This window comes from Novosphingobium beihaiense (genome assembly GCF_022832375.1).
Taxonomy (GTDB): domain Bacteria; phylum Pseudomonadota; class Alphaproteobacteria; order Sphingomonadales; family Sphingomonadaceae; genus Novosphingobium; species Novosphingobium beihaiensis.
Genome location: NZ_JALHLG010000005.1, coordinates 325,447 through 344,736, shown reverse-complemented (window position 1 = coordinate 344,736; position 19,290 = coordinate 325,447). Strand labels below are relative to the sequence as shown.

At 64.8% G+C, this 19,290-nt stretch carries 17 protein-coding genes; 12 read left to right on the top strand and 5 right to left on the bottom strand.

All coding sequences use genetic code 11. The features are described from left to right. Positions 1-74: 74 nt before the first annotated feature. The 3 genes from MTR66_RS05235 to tpiA all read right to left on the bottom strand — a co-directional run bounded on the left by MTR66_RS05235 (position 75) and on the right by tpiA (position 3,121). Positions 75-1,703, bottom strand: coding sequence for a CTP synthase (locus tag MTR66_RS05235; RefSeq protein ID WP_243918485.1), 1,629 nt, complete (start codon positions 1,701-1,703; stop codon positions 75-77). A 130-nt stretch (positions 1,704-1,833) separates the two neighbouring features. Further along, entirely contained in the window at positions 1,834-2,232 is a 399-nt protein-coding gene (gene secG, locus MTR66_RS05230) for a preprotein translocase subunit SecG (RefSeq protein ID WP_243918483.1), read from the bottom strand. Positions 2,233-2,362: 130 nt separating this feature from the next. Beyond that, complete coding sequence (gene tpiA, locus MTR66_RS05225; protein ID WP_243918481.1) at positions 2,363-3,121, bottom strand: triose-phosphate isomerase; 759 nt, start codon at positions 3,119-3,121, stop codon at positions 2,363-2,365. A 410-nt stretch (positions 3,122-3,531) separates the two neighbouring features. Between tpiA and MTR66_RS05220 the strand changes: the two genes are divergently transcribed. From MTR66_RS05220 to lexA, 10 genes are all read left to right on the top strand, one after another. After that, entirely contained in the window at positions 3,532-5,481 is a 1,950-nt protein-coding gene (locus MTR66_RS05220) for a SurA N-terminal domain-containing protein (protein WP_243918479.1), read from the top strand. A 19-nt stretch (positions 5,482-5,500) separates the two neighbouring features. After that, positions 5,501-7,024, top strand: coding sequence for an anthranilate synthase component I (gene trpE, locus MTR66_RS05215; protein ID WP_243918477.1), 1,524 nt, complete (start codon positions 5,501-5,503; stop codon positions 7,022-7,024). A gap of 56 nt (positions 7,025-7,080) precedes the next feature. After that, the gene (locus MTR66_RS05210) at positions 7,081-7,557 is read left to right on the top strand and encodes a YcxB family protein (protein ID WP_243918475.1); all 477 of its coding nucleotides are present in this window, start codon (positions 7,081-7,083) and stop codon (positions 7,555-7,557) included. Further along, the gene (locus MTR66_RS05205; RefSeq protein ID WP_243918473.1) at positions 7,551-8,333 is read left to right on the top strand and encodes a phosphodiester glycosidase family protein; all 783 of its coding nucleotides are present in this window, start codon (positions 7,551-7,553) and stop codon (positions 8,331-8,333) included. The genes MTR66_RS05210 and MTR66_RS05205 overlap by 7 nt, the downstream gene beginning before the upstream one ends. Further along, positions 8,330-8,926 carry an anthranilate synthase component II gene (locus MTR66_RS05200; RefSeq protein WP_243918471.1) on the top strand — a complete coding sequence of 199 codons (597 nt, stop codon included), beginning with the start codon at positions 8,330-8,332 and terminating at the stop codon, positions 8,924-8,926. Before MTR66_RS05205 ends, MTR66_RS05200 begins: the two co-directional genes overlap by 4 nt. Further along, positions 8,923-9,915 (top strand): anthranilate phosphoribosyltransferase, encoded by a 993-nt coding sequence (gene trpD / locus MTR66_RS05195; RefSeq protein WP_243918469.1) that lies wholly within the window; start codon positions 8,923-8,925, stop codon positions 9,913-9,915. Before MTR66_RS05200 ends, trpD begins: the two co-directional genes overlap by 4 nt. 145 nt (positions 9,916-10,060) lie before the next feature. Further along, positions 10,061-10,849: an indole-3-glycerol phosphate synthase TrpC gene (trpC, locus tag MTR66_RS05190; RefSeq protein WP_243918467.1), complete on the top strand. Its 789-nt coding sequence runs from the start codon at positions 10,061-10,063 to the stop codon at positions 10,847-10,849. 186 nt (positions 10,850-11,035) lie between these two features. Then, on the top strand, positions 11,036-11,518 hold the full coding sequence (gene moaC, locus MTR66_RS05185) for a cyclic pyranopterin monophosphate synthase MoaC (protein ID WP_243918465.1): 483 nt from the start codon (positions 11,036-11,038) through the stop codon (positions 11,516-11,518). Further along, complete coding sequence (locus MTR66_RS05180; protein ID WP_243918463.1) at positions 11,518-12,738, top strand: molybdopterin molybdotransferase MoeA; 1,221 nt, start codon at positions 11,518-11,520, stop codon at positions 12,736-12,738. Before moaC ends, MTR66_RS05180 begins: the two co-directional genes overlap by 1 nt. A gap of 97 nt (positions 12,739-12,835) precedes the next feature. Continuing rightward, positions 12,836-13,522 carry a transcriptional repressor LexA gene (lexA, locus tag MTR66_RS05175; RefSeq protein WP_243918461.1) on the top strand — a complete coding sequence of 229 codons (687 nt, stop codon included), beginning with the start codon at positions 12,836-12,838 and terminating at the stop codon, positions 13,520-13,522. Positions 13,523-13,541: 19 nt separating this feature from the next. On the opposite strand, the gene MTR66_RS05170 is transcribed toward lexA, so the two are convergent. Then, entirely contained in the window at positions 13,542-15,722 is a 2,181-nt protein-coding gene (locus MTR66_RS05170) for a ComEC/Rec2 family competence protein (protein ID WP_243918459.1), read from the bottom strand. A 29-nt stretch (positions 15,723-15,751) separates the two neighbouring features. Here MTR66_RS05170 and gltX point away from each other — a divergent pair, with 29 nt between their 5' ends. Together gltX and MTR66_RS05160 are read left to right on the top strand one after the other, a co-directional pair. Continuing rightward, positions 15,752-17,194, top strand: a complete 1,443-nt coding sequence (gltX, locus tag MTR66_RS05165) for a glutamate--tRNA ligase (protein WP_243918457.1) — start codon at positions 15,752-15,754, stop codon at positions 17,192-17,194. Between the two features lie 12 nt (positions 17,195-17,206). Further along, positions 17,207-18,490 (top strand): citrate synthase, encoded by a 1,284-nt coding sequence (locus MTR66_RS05160; protein ID WP_243918456.1) that lies wholly within the window; start codon positions 17,207-17,209, stop codon positions 18,488-18,490. 95 nt (positions 18,491-18,585) lie between these two features. On the opposite strand, the gene MTR66_RS05155 is transcribed toward MTR66_RS05160, so the two are convergent. Further along, entirely contained in the window at positions 18,586-19,260 is a 675-nt protein-coding gene (locus MTR66_RS05155) for a c-type cytochrome (protein ID WP_243918455.1), read from the bottom strand. Positions 19,261-19,290: the final 30 nt, after the last annotated feature.

The window sequence follows — 19,290 nt, the reverse complement described above, 5'->3', positions numbered from 1 at the left end:
CCGGCTCCTCAGGGAGCCGGCCCTTTGTTTTTATCCAGCCTGCGCGGGGCATTCCCCGCACGTCAGACGGCAGATCAGACGAGGCGCGCCTGCCGCAGGGAAGCCGCGATGAAACCCGAAAAGAGCGGGTGCGGATCGAAGGGCTTCGACTTCAGCTCCGGATGGAACTGCACGCCCACGAACCACGGATGGTCCGGCCGCTCGACAATCTCCGGCAGCAGGCCGTCGGGCGACATGCCCGAGAAGATGAGGCCGCCGCTTTCCAGCGCATCGCGATAGGACGCGTTCACTTCGTAGCGGTGGCGGTGACGCTCGCTGATCTCCGTGGAACCATAGATCGCCGACACATGGCTGTTGGGCGAAAGCTCCGCCCGGTAGGCGCCCAGGCGCATGGTGCCGCCAAGGTCTCCCCCGGCCGCGCGCTGTTCCAGGCCATCCTTGCCCATCCACTCGGTGATAATGCCGACGACCGGATCTTCGGTAGGCCCGAATTCGGTGGAACCGGCCTTGGCAATGCCAGCGGCCCGTGCGCCTTCAACGCAGGCCATCTGCATGCCCAGGCAAATGCCGAAGAACGGAACGTTGCGCTCCCGCGCGAACCGCACCGCCGCGATCTTGCCCTCGGTGCCACGCTCGCCGAACCCGCCGGGCACGAGAATTCCGTGCATCGGTTCCAGGGCCGCTGCAATTTCGGAATCCGCCTGCTCGAAGATTTCCGCGTCGATCCACTTTATGTTGACCTTGACCCGGTTCGCCATGCCACCGTGGACCAGCGCCTCGTTCAGCGACTTGTAGGCATCGGGAAGGCCGACATACTTGCCAACCACGCCAATGGTCACTTCGCCTTCGGGGTGCTCATAGCGGTCGGTAATGTCATCCCAGCGCGCAAGGTCCGGACTGGCTGACGTCAGGCCGAAGTGGTGCAGCACTTCCGCGTCGAGGCCTTCGTGGTGGTACTGTTCGGGCACCGCGTAGATGTTCGGCGCGTCGAGCGCCTGGATCACCGCCTGCGGGCGCACGTTGCAGAACAGCGCGATCTTGCGGCGCTCGCTTTCGGGCAGCTCACGGTCGCAGCGGCACAGCAGGATATCGGGCTGGATGCCAAGGCCGGTCAGTTCGCGCACCGAGTGCTGCGTAGGCTTGGTCTTCAGCTCGCCCGCGGCGGCGATGTAGGGCACCAGCGTGACATGCACGAAGCAGGTGTTCTCACGCCCCAGCTCATTGCGCATCTGGCGCAGCGCCTCGATGAACGGCAGGCCTTCGATATCGCCGACAGTGCCGCCGATTTCGCACAGCACGAAATCGAGATCGTCCGTATCGGCCTGCGCGAAGTCCTTGATCGCATCGGTCACGTGCGGGATCACCTGGACAGTGGCACCCAGATAGTCACCACGGCGCTCCTTGGCGATGATGTCGCGGTAGATGCGGCCCGAAGTGATGTTGTCCGCCTGACGCGCCGAGACACCGGTAAAGCGCTCGTAGTGCCCCAGATCGAGGTCGGTCTCGGCCCCGTCGTCGGTCACGAACACTTCGCCGTGCTGATACGGGCTCATCGTGCCCGGATCGACGTTCAGATAGGGATCGAACTTACGGATGCGGACCTTGAATCCGCGAGCCTGCAACAGAGCCGCAAGGCTTGCCGCCATGAGCCCCTTACCCAGCGAGGAGACCACGCCGCCGGTGATGAATATATGCCGCGCCATGGGAGTCGGGCCTTAAATTGCATGGGGGCCCTTCGGCAAGCGCCTAGAGCCTGAATCCACAGATCAAACACAAGAATTGCCCCTCTGGCAGGGCCAGAAGGCAATCCGGTTACGGTAAAATGCTAAGGGGTTACTGCTTGGCAGCCCCTGAAAGCGGATCGTCAGCGGGCGCCTGTCCAACAGGGGCCGCCTTTCCTGCTTCCGCGGCGCCTGCACCCTGCCCGGCAGAACCGGCGAGCGGATCGGCAGGCTGGGCCGGAGCCGTATCGCGCTGAAGCGAAGTGTCGATGTCACGGCCAGTGGTCTGATCCACAGCCATCGCGGCCAGAACGATGCTGAGAGCAACGAAGAGCGTGGCCAGGATCGCGGTCGCCCGTGTCATGAAGTCCGCCGCGCCCCGCGCCGACATCAGCCCGGAAGGGCTTCCGCCGCCGACGCCAAGGCCGCCGCCTTCGGACTGCTGCATGAGCACTACGGCAACAAGGGCCGCAGCAATCAGGGCCTGAACCACGGTCAGAAAAAGGAACATCTACGTCTCAGCCTTCTGGCGGGCGCAATACCCGCGTTAATCCCGGCGCAGATAGGCCTTGTGCGGCCCTTGCGCAACCCGGGTATGACACCGGGAGGAACCGCAAGGCTTCCTCCCGGATCGAATCCTCTCAGTCCGCGGCCAGCGAAGCCGCCGCACCGACGATGGAAAGGAAGCTCTCGGCCGTAAGGCTGGCGCCGCCAACAAGCGCGCCGCCGACCTCGGCAACGGAAAGCAGTTCGGCCGCGTTGTCCGCCTTCACCGAACCGCCATAGAGAATGCGCACTTCCGCGCCGCCCTCGCCATAAATGGCAACAAGCTTGTCGCGGATCGACTTGTGCATCGCCGCCACGTCCTCGACCGAAGGCACGCGGCCGGTGCCGATCGCCCAGACCGGCTCATAGGCCACCGAAAGCTTTTCCGGTGCCCCGTCGGTTTGCGGGCACGAACCTTCGAGCTGCGCGCCGACAACCGCTTCGGCCTGTCCGGCATCGCGCTGCGCCTCGGTTTCGCCCACGCAGAGAATCACGCCAAGGCCCGCTGCCAGCGCGGCCTCCGCCTTGGCCTTCACATCCGCATCGGTCTCACCATGGATCGTGCGGCGTTCGGAATGCCCGACGATGGTGAAATCCGCGCCGGCATCCTTGAGCATCACGGCGGAGATATCGCCCGTGAAAGCCCCGCTTTCCTGGGCGTGGCAGTCCTGCCCGCCCACGCCAATAATGTCGGCCGCATCGCGCGTGCGGTAGATCAGGGTGGCTGGCGGCGCGACCGCAACCTGCACCTTGGGAAAGCGTGCGGCTGCCCGGTCGATCGCGCGCGCCTCATTGAGCATCGCGCGCGTGCCGTTCATTTTCCAGTTTCCGACGATGTAAGGCAATCCAGCCATTTCAAACCTTTATCAAACCGGTGCGATTCCCCCTGTTTCCCGCACCGGGGGAATCAGGCATCTCGCTGTCGGGGCGCTGCTAAGCCAGCCCCGCCCGCCTGTCAAAAACCATCGCTCCCTTACTCGACCAACGCCTGAATGGGCTCCGCGAAGGCGCGAAACCCGGCAGGCGCGCGCCGCATCCTGCCCCATCGCTGGGTAGCGCCAGACCGTGCTCACCATCGCCACAGCCCATGATTTCCACACGAATACCGGTAGGTTACCCCATCGGCTTCCCAAGGAAATGCTCCCTTCTTGCCGTTCCCGTGCGAGGGGGCATTGCAGGATGCGGCAAGGCCCCCTAAAGCCTGCGCCCGTTTCATGCGAAGCTTACACGGCTTCCCCCAGGCAATCGCTGATCGGCACGGTCCATGCTCTCTTTCTTCAGAAATTTCTTCAAATCCAAGATTGGCGCCGCCATTGCGCTGGTCGCGCTGGCGCTCATCGCCATTGCCTTTGCCAGCGGCGACATCGCGGGAATGCGCGGTTCGTCCGGAATCGGTGGCGGCAGTTCGGTCGCGACTGTAGGCGGTGAGGATATCGACTCCTCAACCTTGAAGCTGGGCGCCACCCGCGCGCTGGAGCGCGTGAAGCAGCAGCAGCCGACCGCGACGATGAAGCTGCTGGTAGCTCAGGGCGGCGTCGAGCAGGTCCTGAGCGATCTTGTCGACCGCACCGCGTTTTACGCTTTCGGCAAGGAACACAAGGTCCTTCCCAGCGACCGGCTGATTGATAGCGAAATCACGCAGATTCCGGCCTTCCAGGGCGTGGACGGCAAGTTCGATCAGAACGCCTTCCGCCAGGCGCTGGCCCAGCAGGGCATTTCCGAACAGGCGCTGCGTGAGGATATCGCGCACAACCTCACCGCCCAGGAACTGATGGCCCCGGCCACAACCGGCACGGTGATGCCGGAATATGCCGCCAAACGGTACGCCGCGCTGCTGACGGAAACGCGCACCGGCGCCGTCGCCGCCCTGCCCTCGCTGGCATTCGCCCCCAAAAAGGGCCCGACCGACAAGCAGCTCGCAGCCTTCTACAAAGACCACACCGACACCTTCATCCGCCCCGAACGCCGCGTGATCCGCTACGCCACGTTCGACAAGACCTCGGTCAAGGAACCGGCGGCCCCGACGGATGCCGAAATCGCCGCGCGCTACAAGGCGAACAAGGCTAATTATGCCGCACAAGACCGGCGCCGGATCACTCAGCTTATCGTCCCGACCGAAGCGGCGGCCAAGGCCGTTGTCGCGGAAGTCGAAGGCGGCAAGTCGCTTGAAGCGGCAGCGAAGGAAAAGGGCCTGACCGCAGCCAACCTTGCCTTCTTCAGCCGGGAAGACCTGGCCAGCCAGTTCTCCTCCGATGTCTCGGCCGCCGTGTTCGCCGCGCCGGTGGGCAAGCTCGCCGCTCCCAAGAAGAGCGCGCTGGGCTGGCACGTCATCCGCGTCGACGAGGAGCAGAAGACGCCTGCCCGCACGCTGGCGGACGTCAAGGACGAGATTTCGAAGCAGCTTGCCCAGGAAAAGGCCCGCAAGGCCTTCACCGACATGGCCGGCAATATCGAAGATCAGATCGACAATGGCTCCAGCCTGGAGGAAGTCGCCAAGGCATTCGGCCTGAAAGTCGAGAAAACCGCGCCGGTGACGGCAGATGGGCAAGTCTACATGAAGCCCGGCGAAACGGCCCCGAACGATCTCAGGCCCGTGCTCTCCACCGCCTTCACCATGGATCAGGAAGAGCCGCAGGTGGCCCCTGCCGTGCCCGGCCAGAGCTTCGTGCTGTTCGACGTGACCGACATCATGCCCTCCGCGCCTGCTCCGCTGTCCGAGATCAAGGATGATGTGAAGGAAGCCTGGATGATCGACACAGGGTCGAAGGCAGCCCGGGCCGCCGCGGTCAAGATGCAGGCCGAAATCGGCAAGGGCAAGACGATGGAACAGGCACTGGCCGCCGTCGGCAAGCCGCTTCCGCCGGTTCAGAACGTGAGCATGTCCCGCCCCACGCTGGCCGCCGCGCTGCGTTCGGGCAAGCAGGTTCCGCCGCCGGTATCGCTGCTGTTCCACATGGCCGCCGGGACTGTGAAAGTGCAATCCGCCATGCAGGACCGCGCATGGTTCGTCGTCCAGCTCAAGAAGATCGAGCCCGGCAAGGTCGAATCCGAGGAAATGGTAAAGGGCGCCCGCCGCGAACTCGGCCAGCAGCTCGGCCAGTCCTACGGCGATGCGTTGGCCAAGGCGATCCGCAAGGACGTGGGCGTGACCGAGCATCCGAACGCGATCAAGACCGTGCGCGGCGAACTCGCCGGCTCCGGTTCGGCGAACTGACCGGCCAGGCACGCTCACCATGCTCCACGCCAAGCCGCGCGAATCGGATCGTTCCGCCGTCCTTGAACGCCTGACGCAAGGCCAGCCCGCGCTGCTCTGGCGCAAGCTGGTGGCGGATACCGAAACGCCGGTGGGCGCCGCGCTCAAGCTGTTCGAGGAAGGGCGCGGCGATTTCGTGCTCGAATCGGTCGAAGGCGGCGAAGTGCGCGGGCGCTACAGCCTGATCGGGCTCGATCCCGATCTGGTGTTCCGCGCCAGTGGCCACACTTGCGAGATCAACCGCAAATGGCAGTTCGACCGGGAGGCCTTTGCGCCGCTGCCCGGTGACAGTCTGGCCGAACTGCGCGCACTGGTGGAATCGTGCCGCATCGACATGCCACCCGAACTGCCCAAGGCACTGGCGTGTCTCGTCGGCTATTTCGGGTACGAGACGATCGGCCTTGTCGAAAAGCTGCCGCGCGCACCGCAAAGCGCGCTCGACCTGCCAGACATGCTGTTCGTGCGCCCCTCCCTGATTCTCGTGTTCGACCGGCTTGGGGACGAGATGTTCTGCGTCGCGCCGCTCTGGCCCGATACCGGAACGCCAGAGCGTGTGGTGGAAGCGGGCGCCGAGCGCATCGACGAAGCCCTGCGCCGCCTCGCCGCGCCGGTGCCGGAAGCCCCTGTGCTGGCGGATCTTCCTGCCCCCGCGCAGAGCCCGGTCATGCCTGCCGAAGACTATCAGGCGATGGTCCTCAAAGCGAAGGACTATATCGAGGCGGGCGATATCTTCCAGGTCGTGCTGGCCCAGCGCTTCACGTGCGAGTTCACCCTGCCGCCGCTGGCTCTCTACCGCTCGCTGCGCCGGGTAAACCCCTCGCCGTTTCTCTATTTCCTCGACCTGCCCGGTTTCGCACTGGTCGGATCGAGCCCGGAAATCCTGGTGCGCGTGCGCGATGGCGAAGTGACCATCCGCCCGATCGCAGGTACCCGCCCGCGCGGCAAGACGCCCGCAGAGGACAAGGCCAACGAAACCAGCCTGCTCGCGGATCCGAAGGAACGCGCCGAGCACCTGATGCTGCTCGACCTTGGCCGTAACGATGTCGGCCGCGTGGCGGCCAAGGGCACAGTGGAAGTCACCGACAGCTACACGATCGAGCGCTACAGCCATGTGATGCACATCGTCTCGAACGTGGTCGGCCAACTCGACACCGAAAAGCACGATGCCATCGACGCGGTCTTCGCGGGCTTCCCGGCAGGCACGGTCTCGGGCGCGCCCAAGGTCCGCGCCTGCGAGATCATCGCCGAACTCGAACCCGAAACGCGCGGCGCCTATGCCGGCGGCGTGGGTTACTTCGCGCCCGATGGTTCGGTGGACTCGTGCATCGTCCTGCGCACAGGCGTGCTCAAGGACGGCGTGCTGCACGTGCAGGCAGGCGCGGGCATCGTCGCCGACAGCGACCCGGCCTACGAACAGCGCGAATGCGAGGCCAAAAGCGGCGCTCTGTTCGCAGCGGCGCGCGAAGCCGTGCGCGTGGCTGGTGAGCCGGGTTTCGGGCAGTGAGCTCATCTTTTACCACTTCGCTGGATTTTGAGACCTACAAGGCTGCGAATTGGCTCATGCTAAAGCGTCGCTGGTTGTGGCGCGGAGCTGTCAAATACATTCTGATCGTCGGCGCGGCCTATTCCGTGCTTGGTGTCAGCACGAGATTTATCAATGACGGCGCCAGCATCACCGGTGCAATCGCAGAAATCATTACCGGGCTCGTATTAGCAACAGCAGTTTTCGCAGCGATTTGGCTATACTGGCTCTGGTGCATTCCCCGCTCAGCTCGCAACACATGGAAGCAACTGCACCTTGACGGCTTGCCTACGTTTTATGTTTTTGACGACGAAGGTATTCGCATCAGCAACGATCGCGGCTCATCGATCTACGAATGGCCGATGATCTGCAGCTGGATCGAAAATGAACACTTGATGATGCTGTTCCGGACGAAACTTATGTTTCATGCGATACCGAAAAGCCAAGTTTCGTCCGAAGAGATCGCAAAACTCCGTGCGGCGCTGATTGCTGCCGAAATTCCCGAAAAGTGCTGAAGCGTCTCACCTTCATTTTGCTTCTGAGCCTCAGCGCCTGCTCCTCCAGCGAAGAGCAGGAGGCCGAAACTCCACCGCCTCCCTCTCCATGCGAAAGCGTAACGTTCGAAGGCGTGGCCTTTACCCATTGCACAGCCGTGCCGGGGCGCAACGCCATCCATATGGTCCTCGGCCCCAAGGGCGGTGCGCCCTACCGCAGCCTGTCGCAGCTCGCCGTGAACCGGCCGGACAAGGCCCCCGCCGTGGCTTTCGCCATGAACGGCGGCATGTTCGATACCGAAGGCCAGCCCATCGGTTACTACGTCGAAAACGGAGAGCGGAAACACAAGCTCAACACCAATGAAGGGCCGGGCAATTTCCATGTCCTGCCCAACGGCGTGTTTTACGGAAAGGCTGGCGGGCCATGGGCCGTGCTTACCAGCGATCAGTTCGCGGCCAAGGTCACCAGCCGCCCGGACTTCGGAACCCAGTCGGGCCCCATGCTGGTAATCGACGGCAAGCTGCACCCCAAGATCGCCCCCGACGGCACATCGCTCAAGCTGCGCAACGGCGTCGGCGTCGATGCCAAAGGCCGCGCGCACTTTGTGATTTCGGACGAGCCCGTCTCGTTCGGCAAGCTCGCGCGGTACTTCCGCGACACGCTCCACTGCCCCAATGCGCTGTTCCTCGACGGCAGCGTGTCCTCGCTGTGGGACCCGGGCCATGGCCGCGTCGATGGCGGGCCCCCGCTCGGCCCCTTGATCGTCGTCGAGAAACGGGCGAAAGGCGGCTCATGATCCTCGTCATCGACAATTACGACAGCTTCACCTGGAACCTGGTCCACTATGTGATGGAACTGGGCGCCGAAGTCGAAGTCGTGCGCAACGACGCCATGTCCGCCGGACAGGCCCTATCCAGCGGCGCGCAGGGTTTCCTGATCTCGCCCGGCCCCTGCACCCCCAACGAAGCGGGGATCAGCCTCGATCTCGTGGGCGCGGCGGCCGATGCCGGAAAGCCGCTGCTCGGCGTGTGCCTGGGCCACCAGTCGATCGGGCAGTATTTCGGCGGGCACGTGGTGCGCGGCGGGCTGATGCACGGCAAGACCTCGCCTGTCACGCATGACAACACCGGCGTGTTCGAAGGTATCCCCTCACCTTTCATGGCGACACGCTATCACTCGCTGATCGTCGAGGACATCCCTGAAGCCTTGGTGGTCAATGCCCGTTCGGACGACGGCCATGTGATGGGCTTCCGCCACGAAAGCCTGCCGATCCACGGTGTGCAGTTCCACCCGGAAAGCATCGCCACCGAGCACGGCCACGCCATGCTGGCGAATTTCCTGAAGCTGTGCGGGATCGACGCGAAGCTGCCGCAGCGGCTTTCGGCATGACCCTGCCCGATCCACTCTATCCGCTTGAGGAAGCCGAGGCCGAAACCGCATTTGGCGCCATCCTCGATGGGCAAGTGCCCGACAGCGGGATCGCCGCGTTCCTCACCGCGCTGTCTGACCGGGGCGAGACGGCGAGCGAAATCGCCGGGGCAGCACGGGCCATGCGCGCGCGGATGATCCCCATCTCGGCACCGGACAACGCCATCGACGTTTGCGGCACCGGCGGCGACGGATTTCACACGCTCAATGTCTCCACTGCCGTCTCGCTGGTCGTGGCGGCTTGCGGTGTGCCGGTAGCCAAGCACGGCAATCGCGCTGCCAGTTCCAAGGCAGGCGCAGCCGACACGCTGGAAGCGCTGGGCCTCAACCTCGACCGTGCTGCCGAGACCGCCGAAGCGACGCTAAGCGATATCGGCATCTGCTTCCTCTTCGCGGGCCAGCACCATCCGGCGATGGGCCGGATCATGCCGATCCGCAAGGCCATCGGCCGCCGCACGATCTTCAACCTGATGGGCCCGCTCGCCAATCCGGCAAGCGTGCGCCGCCAGCTCGTCGGCATCGCCCGCCCGGCCTTTGTGCCCATCTATGCCGAAGCGCTCTCGCGCCTTGGCACCGATCATTCGATGGTCGTTTCTGGCGACGAGGGACTCGACGAACTCAGCCTCGCGGGCGGTAACGAACTGGCCGAAGTGCAGGGAGGCGAAGTGGCCATACGCCGCGTTACCCCGCAAGATGCCGGGCTGCCTTCGGTCCCTGTCGAGGCCATCCGCGGCGGCGATGCCACGTACAACGCCGCCGCGCTGCGCACCTTGCTCCAGGGCGAGCCTGGCCCTTATCGCGACGCTGTGCTGTTCAACGCCGCCGGCGCGCTGATCGTGGCGGGCGAGGCACAGAATTGGCAGCAAGGCGCGGAGGAAGCTGCGGAGGTTATCGACAAGGGCCTCGCCAACGCTTTGCTCAACTGCTGGATCGACGCGGTTCGGGCCTGAGGCCAATACTCGCCGACAAGCTCTGAGTGGGCGGCGAAGGGATAGGCCGCATGCCGCCCTCATCCTGAACCGCCGGATCCTGAGCTTGTCGAAGGATCGCAGGACGCCTCTCGACTTGATGTCCGCACGCGCATAAGGCGCAGGCATGTCCGACAAGCTCACCGAAATCTGCGAAACCAAGCGCGAGGAAGTCGAGGAACGCAAGGCCGTCGCCTCGATCGGCACGCTCGACAGTCATGCCGCCCACCAGAGCGCCCCGCGCGGGTTCGAAGCCGCCCTGCGCCGCAAGGCCACGGATGGCTTCGCACTGATCGCGGAGATCAAAAAGGCGAGCCCCTCCAAGGGCCTGATCCGCCCGGACTTCCGCCCGGCGGACCATGCCGCGGCCTATGAGCGCGGCGGCGCGGCTTGCCTTTCGGTGCTGACCGACGCCCCCTATTTCCAGGGGCACGAGGATTACCTGATGGAAGCCCGCGCGGCCGTATCCCTCCCGGTGATCCGCAAGGACTTCATGGTCGATCCCTGGCAAGTGGCCGAAGCCCGCGCGATCGGCGCCGATGCCATCCTGATCATCGTTGCCGCGCTCAACGATACGCTGATGGCCGAAATCGAGGCCGCCGCGCTCGAACGCGGAATGGACTGCCTCGTCGAAGTGCACAACGAAGCGGAGATGGAACGCGCCGCGCGATTGAAATCACGTTTGATCGGTGTGAACAACCGCGATCTCAAAACCTTCGTCACTGATATCGCCACGACCGAACACCTCGCCCCGCTGGCGCCCGAAGGCACGCTGCTGGTGGCAGAGAGCGGCATCAACACGCACGCCGACCTCGAACGCCTGTCCCATTGCGGCGCGCGCACGTTCCTCGTCGGTGAAAGCCTGATGCGCCAGGCCGATGTAGAGGCGGCGACGCGGACCCTGCTCCTGGGGTAACCGGGCTTCTTGGGCAAACGGGGTGTCCTACACCGCGAAAGTCTGGCATTCCCGCCGCATGACCCGATCCGTACCGCTCCACTACGCCCCGGCGCCACGTTGCGCAGCGCGCAAGGTGACACTTACCGCGTTTTTTCCCTGGACAGTGTCAACCGTGTCAACTCTGTCACTTTATGCGGCGGCATCATGAGCAAATCCCTTACCCATATCGATTCGGAAGGATCGGCCCGCATGGTCGATGTTGGCGCCAAGGCGGAAACGCAGCGCCTTGCCGTCGCCTCGGGCCGGATCGCCATGAGCGCCGAGGCCCTCGCGGCAATCCGTGCGGGCAATGCCCCCAAGGGCGATGTGCTGGGCACCGCGCGCGTGGCCGGAATCATGGCCGCCAAGAAGACCGGCGATCTCATCCCGATGTGCCATCCGCTCGCCATCGACGCGGTGAACGTCGATTTCACATTCGAAGACAGCGCCATTCGCGCCACCGCCACGGCCTCTCTCACAGGCAAGACGGGGGTGGAAATGGAAGCGATCACGGCCGTATCCGTTGCCCTCGTCACCATCTACGACATGGCCAAGGCGCTCGACAAAGGTATGGTCATCGGTGAAATCCGCCTGATCGAAAAGCGCGGCGGCAAGTCCGGGCACTGGACGTGGGAGGCAAGCGCCTGATGGCCAAAGTTCCACCCATGCCGTTGGAAGAAGCGCAGGCCCACCTGCTGGCCCTCGCCAGCCCCCTGCCCGTCGAGCATGTCGATATCGAAGGCGCCATCGGCCGCTATCTCGCGCAGCCGCTGCTCGCCCGCCGCACCCAGCCCGCCGCAGATCTTTCCGCAATGGACGGCTATGCCGTGACTGCAGGGGACATGGCCGGTCCCTGGCACGTAGTGGGCGAAAGCGCGGCAGGGCATCCTTTCGCGGGTGAAGTAACCAGCGGGCAGGCCGTGCAGGTTTCCACGGGGGCACTGCTGCCCGCGGGAGCCGCCGCCGTCATCCTTCAGGAAGACCTTGCCCGGCAGGATGACCGGATCATGCTGACAGGGGACGGCCCGCTTCCCCCGCACAAGCACATCCGCCCTTGCGGCCTCGATTTCCGGAAGGGCAGCGAAGTGATCGCAGCCGGTTCGCTGATCGGCCCGGCCGATGCCGCGCTCGCCATTGCCGCCGGGCACAAGCACTTGCCCGTCTGCCGCAAGCCGCGCGTGGCGGTGATCGACAGCGGAGACGAACTCGCCAGCGATCCGGAAACCTGCGCGCCGCACCAGATCCCCGCCAGCAATGGCGCGATGCTTCTGGCCATGGCCCGCAAGCTTCCGGTGGAAGCCTGGCGAAGCGGCCCGGTTGCCGACACGCTCGACGCACTCATTGCCGCTTTCGACGAGGCGCACCACGCAGACGTCATCGTCACCAGCGGCGGTGCTTCCGCGGGCGAGCACGATCTGATCCGTCCGGCGCTGGAAGCCTGGGGCGCATCGCTCGATTTCTGGCGCGTCGCGATCAAGCCGGGCAAGCCGATCCTCGTCGCCCGCCGTAAACGCCGGACCGGGCCGCAAATCGTTATCGGCCTTCCCGGCAATCCGGTGTCGAGCTTCGTCACCGCCTATCATTTCATGCTGCCGCTGCTGCGCCGGATGCTGGGCGCGCGCTATGTTCTGCCCATGCAGATCACCACGCGGCTCGGCGCGCCAATCCGCGCGAACGGCGGACGCCGCGAATTCGTGCGCGGCACATGGAACGGGCAGTCCGTGGTGCCCCAGGCGCTTCAGGACAGCGGAGCCCTCTCCGCACTGGCGCTCAGCAATGTGCTGATCGACCGCGCCGCTTTCGCCCCGGCAGGCGCGGCTGGAGACGAAGTGCGCGTGTTCCTGCTCCAAAATGGCGGTATTGCTTGACGTTACGAATTTCGTTGCTTAATTGTTCTCTCAATGTTCACGATCAGAACATTTCCGGCGGAACATTCCGGCGAATGGCAAGCAAGAGGCAGCGACCATGTTGACGCGCAAGCAGCACGAATTGCTCCGGTTCATCCAGACCCGGCTTGAAGAGAGCGGCATCTCTCCCAGCTTCGAAGAAATGAAGGAAGCGCTGGACCTCAAATCGAAGTCCGGCGTGCACCGTCTGATTTCGGCGCTGGAAGAACGCGGGTTCATCCGCCGCCTGCCCAACCGCGCCCGTGCGCTGGAAGTGCTGCGCCAGCCCGAGGATGCGACGAACAAGCCTGCCGCAGCCCGCCCCGCCCCGGCGAACAGCAACGAGACAGCCGCGCCCCGCGCAATGCCGGAGCCTGCGAACGACGTGATCGAAATTCCGCTGCATGGCCGCATCGCCGCCGGTGTTCCGATCGAGGCGCTGGAAGGCCAGGCGACCCTGCCCGTTCCAGCCGCCCTGCTCGGCTCCGGCGAGCACTATGCGCTGGAAGTCTCGGGCGACTCGATGGTCGATGCGGGCATTCTCGATGGCGATTTCGCGCTGGTGAAACGCACCAATACGGCCCGCGACGGCGAAATCGTGGTCGCCCTGGTGCGCGGCGAGGAAGCGACGCTCAAGTATCTGCACCGCGACAGCGGCATGGTGCGGCTCGATCCGGCCAACGCGGCCTATGAACCGCAGGTCTACGGCCCCGACGAGATCGAGGTGCAGGGCAAGCTGGCGGGGCTTCTGCGCCGCTATCACTAAGGCATGGAAGGCATCCGGCCTACCGGCCGGGGTGCCACCATCCATGATCGCCCTGCCCTTCGGCAACGGTCATGACTTTGCCTTCGGCGAGATGGATCGCCAAGCCTCCGGTGCGGCGTAGCATCGAACGGTCCGCTTTCAGCCAGGCCGGGTGACAACTGCGTGGCAGCCAGCGGTCAGCGATCACGATATCCGCCTTGTCGCAGGCTGCGGCAAGCATGCGTTCCGGCACGTTGTCCCGCCCGCGGGCGATGAGGAGGTGCCAGATTTGCCCTTCCCGCGGCACCGGCACAGTGCAGAAATCCCGGTTGCAGCGGGCGCCCGGCCACTGCGCTATCGAAACGGGCTCGCCCTCCATTCCGGCCAGTTCCAGCAGATTGTCGCGCACATAGTTGCTGCGGCTCTCGCGCAGGACGAAAAGCCTGCCGCCGCCTGGATCGACAAGCCCGACGTGGCGACCATCGCCCGTGACCAGCACATCGGGCGGGGCCATGGCGGCCAGCGTCAGCGCCCCTGCCGCAGCGGGAACAAGCCCCCACAGGCGGATGCGTCCGCTCCACAGGCCCAGCCACAATCCTCCCGCCACGAAGAGCAGGAATGCCCATCCGCCCATGGCAGGCATCACCGTGACGGCCCCCGGTCTCGCCGCAATTACGTGGGCAATGCTGAGGAGCAGGCCGATGGCCTTCCCCGCCAGCCACCACACCGGACCGCCCGCCCCCGCCAGATCGAGCACCAGCGCCACACCGGTCAGGGGCATCACGACGAATGTCGTCAGCGGGATGGCCACCACATTGGCCAGTGCCCCGTACACCCCGGCCCGATGAAAGTGGTAGAGCCCGATCGGCATCAGCGCGAGTTCGATCACCACGCCTGTCAGCAACAGCATTGCCAGATAACGCAGCGCGCGCGCCGCCGCCGCTTCCTCGCGCGGTTCCAGAAACCGCCGGACAGGCGCGGCCGTTCCCAAGGCCACGATCGCCAGCACCGCCCCGAAACTCATCTGAAAACTCGGCCCGGCAATCGATTCAGGCCAGAGCAGGAGCACGCAAACCGCGGCAACGGCCAGCATGCGCAGCGACAAAGGCTCCCGCCCCAGCGCCAGCGCCGCCAGAACCAGCAAAGCCCCGATGCACGAGCGCACGGTCGGCACTTCGGCGCCGGTCAACAGCGTATAGCCGATCCCGGCCAGAGCCCCGGCTGCTGCAGCCGCGACAGGCAGGCGCACGCGCAAGGCCAGCCACGGTGACAGCGCCAAAAGCCGCAACGCCAGCAGATAAACCGCGCCGATCACGGCACTGACATGCAGCCCGCTGATCGACAGCAAATGCGCCAGCCCGGCATCGCGCATAGCCTGGGCATCGGCCTCCGCAATGCCGCCCCGGTCTCCAGCGGCCAGGGCTGCCGCGATTCCCGCCTCTCCCGGTGCGAGTCGTGCCCGGACATGGCGCGCCAGCCCCGCCCGCAACGCTGCGAAACGGCCTCCGCCTCGCCCCGGCGCGATCACTTCGGGCGTGCCGAGCACGGTTCCCGTGGCGGAAAGCCCGGAAAACCAGGCTGTTCGTGCAAAATTGTAAGCGCCCGGCAGCATCGGCGGCGCAGGCGGCATCAACCTGGCCCTGAAGCGGATCACCGCCCCCACTTCGGGCCGGATCGGGGCTTCTGCCAGTGGCAGGTTCACACGCACCTTGATCGCACGTGCGCTGTCCGGTTCGCGCATGGCCAAAATCAGCCTGCCGCGCCCCTGGGCAGGCTGCTCCTCCCGTTCGAGTATCCTGCCGGTGAAGGTTCCGAAGATAGGCCGGGCAATAGGCTGCTGCCCCGTCAGCGCGGAGCGCACCCAAACCGTCAGGCAACCGGCACCCAGCAGAACCGAAACGGACAAAACTCCTATAAAAACATGCGGATACCTCCCATTTGACCACCGGGAGACAATCATTGTCCCGGCCAGGACAAACCAGCCCACGCACCATGCAATCCACCAGCCCGGCGAAGGGAGTACGAACCAGGCGGCGATTCCCGCTCCGAAGGCCACCGCAAGCCATGGCCCGCGATCAAAACCGGCACTGGAAAGAAATCTCTCAAATGCGGCCAAACCCCTCGACAAGAGGCGTTTGCTGTTCCATGGCCGATGTTGCAGTGCAGCGCCCCGGACAGCGTCCGGGCGCGGATTTTCAGACGGTGTGGCCTGGCTCGCCATGGCCCGCATAGGACAGGAAGGCAGAAGTAATGGCAAGCGGCAGTGCATCGGGTGGAACGGCTGGCAAGAAGCCTGTCGTAACGCGCTTTGCTCCTTCGCCCACCGGCTTCCTGCATATCGGCGGCGCCCGCACCGCGCTGTTCAACTGGCTCTATGCCCGCCATCACGGCGGCACCTATCTCTTGCGTATCGAAGATACCGACCGCGCCCGCTCGACTGATGCGGCTATCGAAGCCATTTTCGACGGGTTGCGCTGGCTCGGCCTCGATGGCGACGAAGAACCGGTATTCCAGTTCGCCCGCTCGCAGCGGCACGCCGAAGTTGCGGCCGAACTGCTGGAAAAAGGCTGCGCCTACCGCTGTTACCTCACACCCGAGGAACTCGCCGAGCGCCGCCAGAAGGCACAGGAAGAGCGCCGCCCGTTCCGGATCGACAGCGAATGGCGCGACGCCGATCCCTCCACCTGGCCCGAAGGCCAGCCCTACGTCGTGCGTATCAAGGCCCCGCGCGAAGGTGAGACGGTTATCGAGGATCTCGTGCAGGGCGCGGTCACCGTGCAGAACGCGGAGATCGACGATTTCGTGATCCTGCGCAGCGACGGCACGCCGACGTATATGCTCGCGGTCGTTGTGGACGACAACGACATGGGCGTCACCCACGTGATCCGCGGCGACGATCACCTCAACAACGCGTTCCGCCAGCTCGTGATCCTCAAGGGCATGGGCTGGGACATTCCCGAATATGCCCATGTTCCGCTGATCCACGGTGCGGACGGCGCGAAGATGTCCAAGCGCCACGGCGCGCTGGGCGTCGATACCTACCGCGACGAACTGGGCGTGCTGTCCGAAGCGCTGTTCAACTATCTGCTCCGGCTTGGCTGGGGCCATGGCGACGAGGAAATCATCGCCCGCGAGCAGGCCGTGGAATGGTTCGATATCGCGCACGTCGGCAAGTCACCGTCTCGCTTCGATCTTGCCAAGCTTCAGAATCTCAACGGACATTACTTGCGCGAAGCCAGCGATGAGCGGCTTGCGGAGCTGGTCCTGCCCCGCCTTGGCGGCGATGCGGACCTCGGCTTGCTGACGCGCGCGATGCCCGTGCTCAAGGTCCGCGCCAAGGACCTCAACGATCTTGCAGAAGGTGCCGCCTTCCTGTTCGCCAAGCGTCCGCTCGACATGACCGAGAAGGCGCAAGGGCTCCTGACCGGCGAGGCGCGGGGGCGCCTTGCCGCGATTCACGAGCGCCTGTCCGCAGAGCCCGAATGGACTCTGGAAGGCCTGGAAGCCAACCTGAAAGCAATGGCCGGGGAACTGGGACTGGGACTCGGCAAGCTCGCACAACCGTTGCGGGCAGCCCTGACGGGTCAGACGACATCGCCAGGGATATTCGACGTTTTGGTATTGCTCGGCAGGGATGAGAGCCTTGCGCGCATTGGCGCGCAGGCGGAGGTTCCGGCCGGGTCTCAAGCATAAGGAGAAAAACTGGTGGGTGATCAGGTCAAACTGGGCGCCGGCGGCGCTGAATACGACTATCCTGTCCTGAAGGGCAGCGTGGGTCCGGACGTTGTCGATATCCGCAAGCTCTATGGCCAGGCGGGCATGTTTACGTTCGACCCGGGCTTCACCTCGACCGCCAGCTGCGAAAGCGCCCTGACCTATATCGACGGTGACGAAGGCGTTCTGCTCCACCGTGGCTATCCCATCGGCCAGCTGGCCGAGAATTCGTCCTTCATGGAAGTCAGCTACCTGCTGCTCAATGGTGAACTGCCGAGCAAGGAAGAGCTGGAAACCTTCGAATTCACCATCAGCCGCCACACCATGCTGCACGAGCAGCTGCGCACGTTCTATCAGGGTTTCCGCCGCGATGCGCACCCGATGGCGATCATGTGCGGCGTGGTCGGCGCGCTGTCGGCGTTCTATCACGATTCCACCGACATCTCCGATCCGCTTCAGCGCAAGATCGCCAGCCACCGCCTGATCGCCAAGATGCCGACGATCGCGGCCATGGCGTTCAAGTACGCCGTCGGCCAGCCGTTCCTCTATCCGGACAACAGCCTGTCCTACACCGGCAACTTCCTGCGCATGACGTTCGGCGTTCCGGCCGAGGAATACGAAGTGATCCCCGCTGTCGAAAAGGCGATGGACCGCATCTTCATCCTCCACGCCGACCACGAGCAGAACGCCTCGACCTCGACCGTGCGTCTCGCCGGTTCGTCGGGTGCGAACCCGTTCGCCTGCATCGCGGCCGGCATTGCCTGCCTGTGGGGCCCGGCCCATGGCGGCGCGAACGAAGCCGCGCTCAACATGCTCAAGGAAATCGGCACGCCGGACAAGATCCCGCACTACATCGAGCGCGCCAAGGACAAGAACGACCCGTTCCGCCTGATGGGCTTCGGCCACCGCGTCTACAAGAACTACGACCCGCGCGCGACTGTCATGCAGTCCACCGTGCGCGAAGTGTTCGAAGCGCTCAAGGTCGACGATCCGCTGTTCGAAACCGCGCTGCGGCTTGAGGAAATCGCGCTCAGCGATCCGTACTTCGTCGAGAAGAAGCTGTTCCCCAACGTGGACTTCTACTCGGGCATCATCCTCAACGCGATTGGCTTCCCGACCACGATGTTCACCGTGCTCTTTGCCCTCGCCCGCACTGTGGGCTGGGTGGCGCAGTGGAACGAAATGATCTCGGACCCCGGCCAGAAGATCGGCCGTCCGCGCCAGCTCTACACTGGCCCGACGCAGCGCGATTACATTCCGCTCGACAAGCGTTGAAACCAGCCGCGAGCGATCGCATAAAGAAAAAGCCCTCGCGAAAGCGGGGGCTTTTTCTTTATGTCCGGTCCGCACGGCGGCGGGCCTTGCTCCCTCTACTTCGAGGTCTTCGGGAAATGCGCCTGGATATAGGCGGTCACGGCCCATATCTCGTCCGGAGTAAGGCTTTCCTTGTAGGCAGGCATGGCCGACCCGAACTGGGCGCCGCCCTCTGCCACGGACCAGTAGATAAACGGATCCCACTGCCCCATGGGCCGGTTCGCCAGCCAGGCCAGATCGCCCGGAGGCGGTGTCAGACCGGCGGCCGCTGGTCCGTCACCCAATCCTTGCGCGCCGTGGCATGCAGCACAAGTCGCAGCATAGACCCTGGCCCCGCGCTTCAGCGTTTCGGCCGTTCCAGGCAAAGGATTGGTCATCGATTTATAGGGCTCGGGAATGCCATGCATCATGGCCGCCCGGTGCCGCGGGATAGGCCCGCCTCCCCGGCGCCCCGGCCCCATCCCCATCTGCCCCATCCCCATCTGCCCCATGCCCATTTGCATGAGCCCCGAACCGCGGCTTTCGCCCTGCATCCCGGCCGGGGGAGCCGATCCCGCATAAGCGGCGGCCCCGGCAGCAAGCGTTACGGCAAGAACGGCACCAATCGTCAAAGTCCGCATACCAACCTCCTGGTCATAGCGTTGTTCGTCGATCGGGGCGGGCACGGCGGCGCACACGCGGCCGGATACCGCGAAACGGTTGCGGCTGTACCACACCCCTGCTCCGCGCATGGGGGGACAAGAAAGCAGACAAGATTGGCG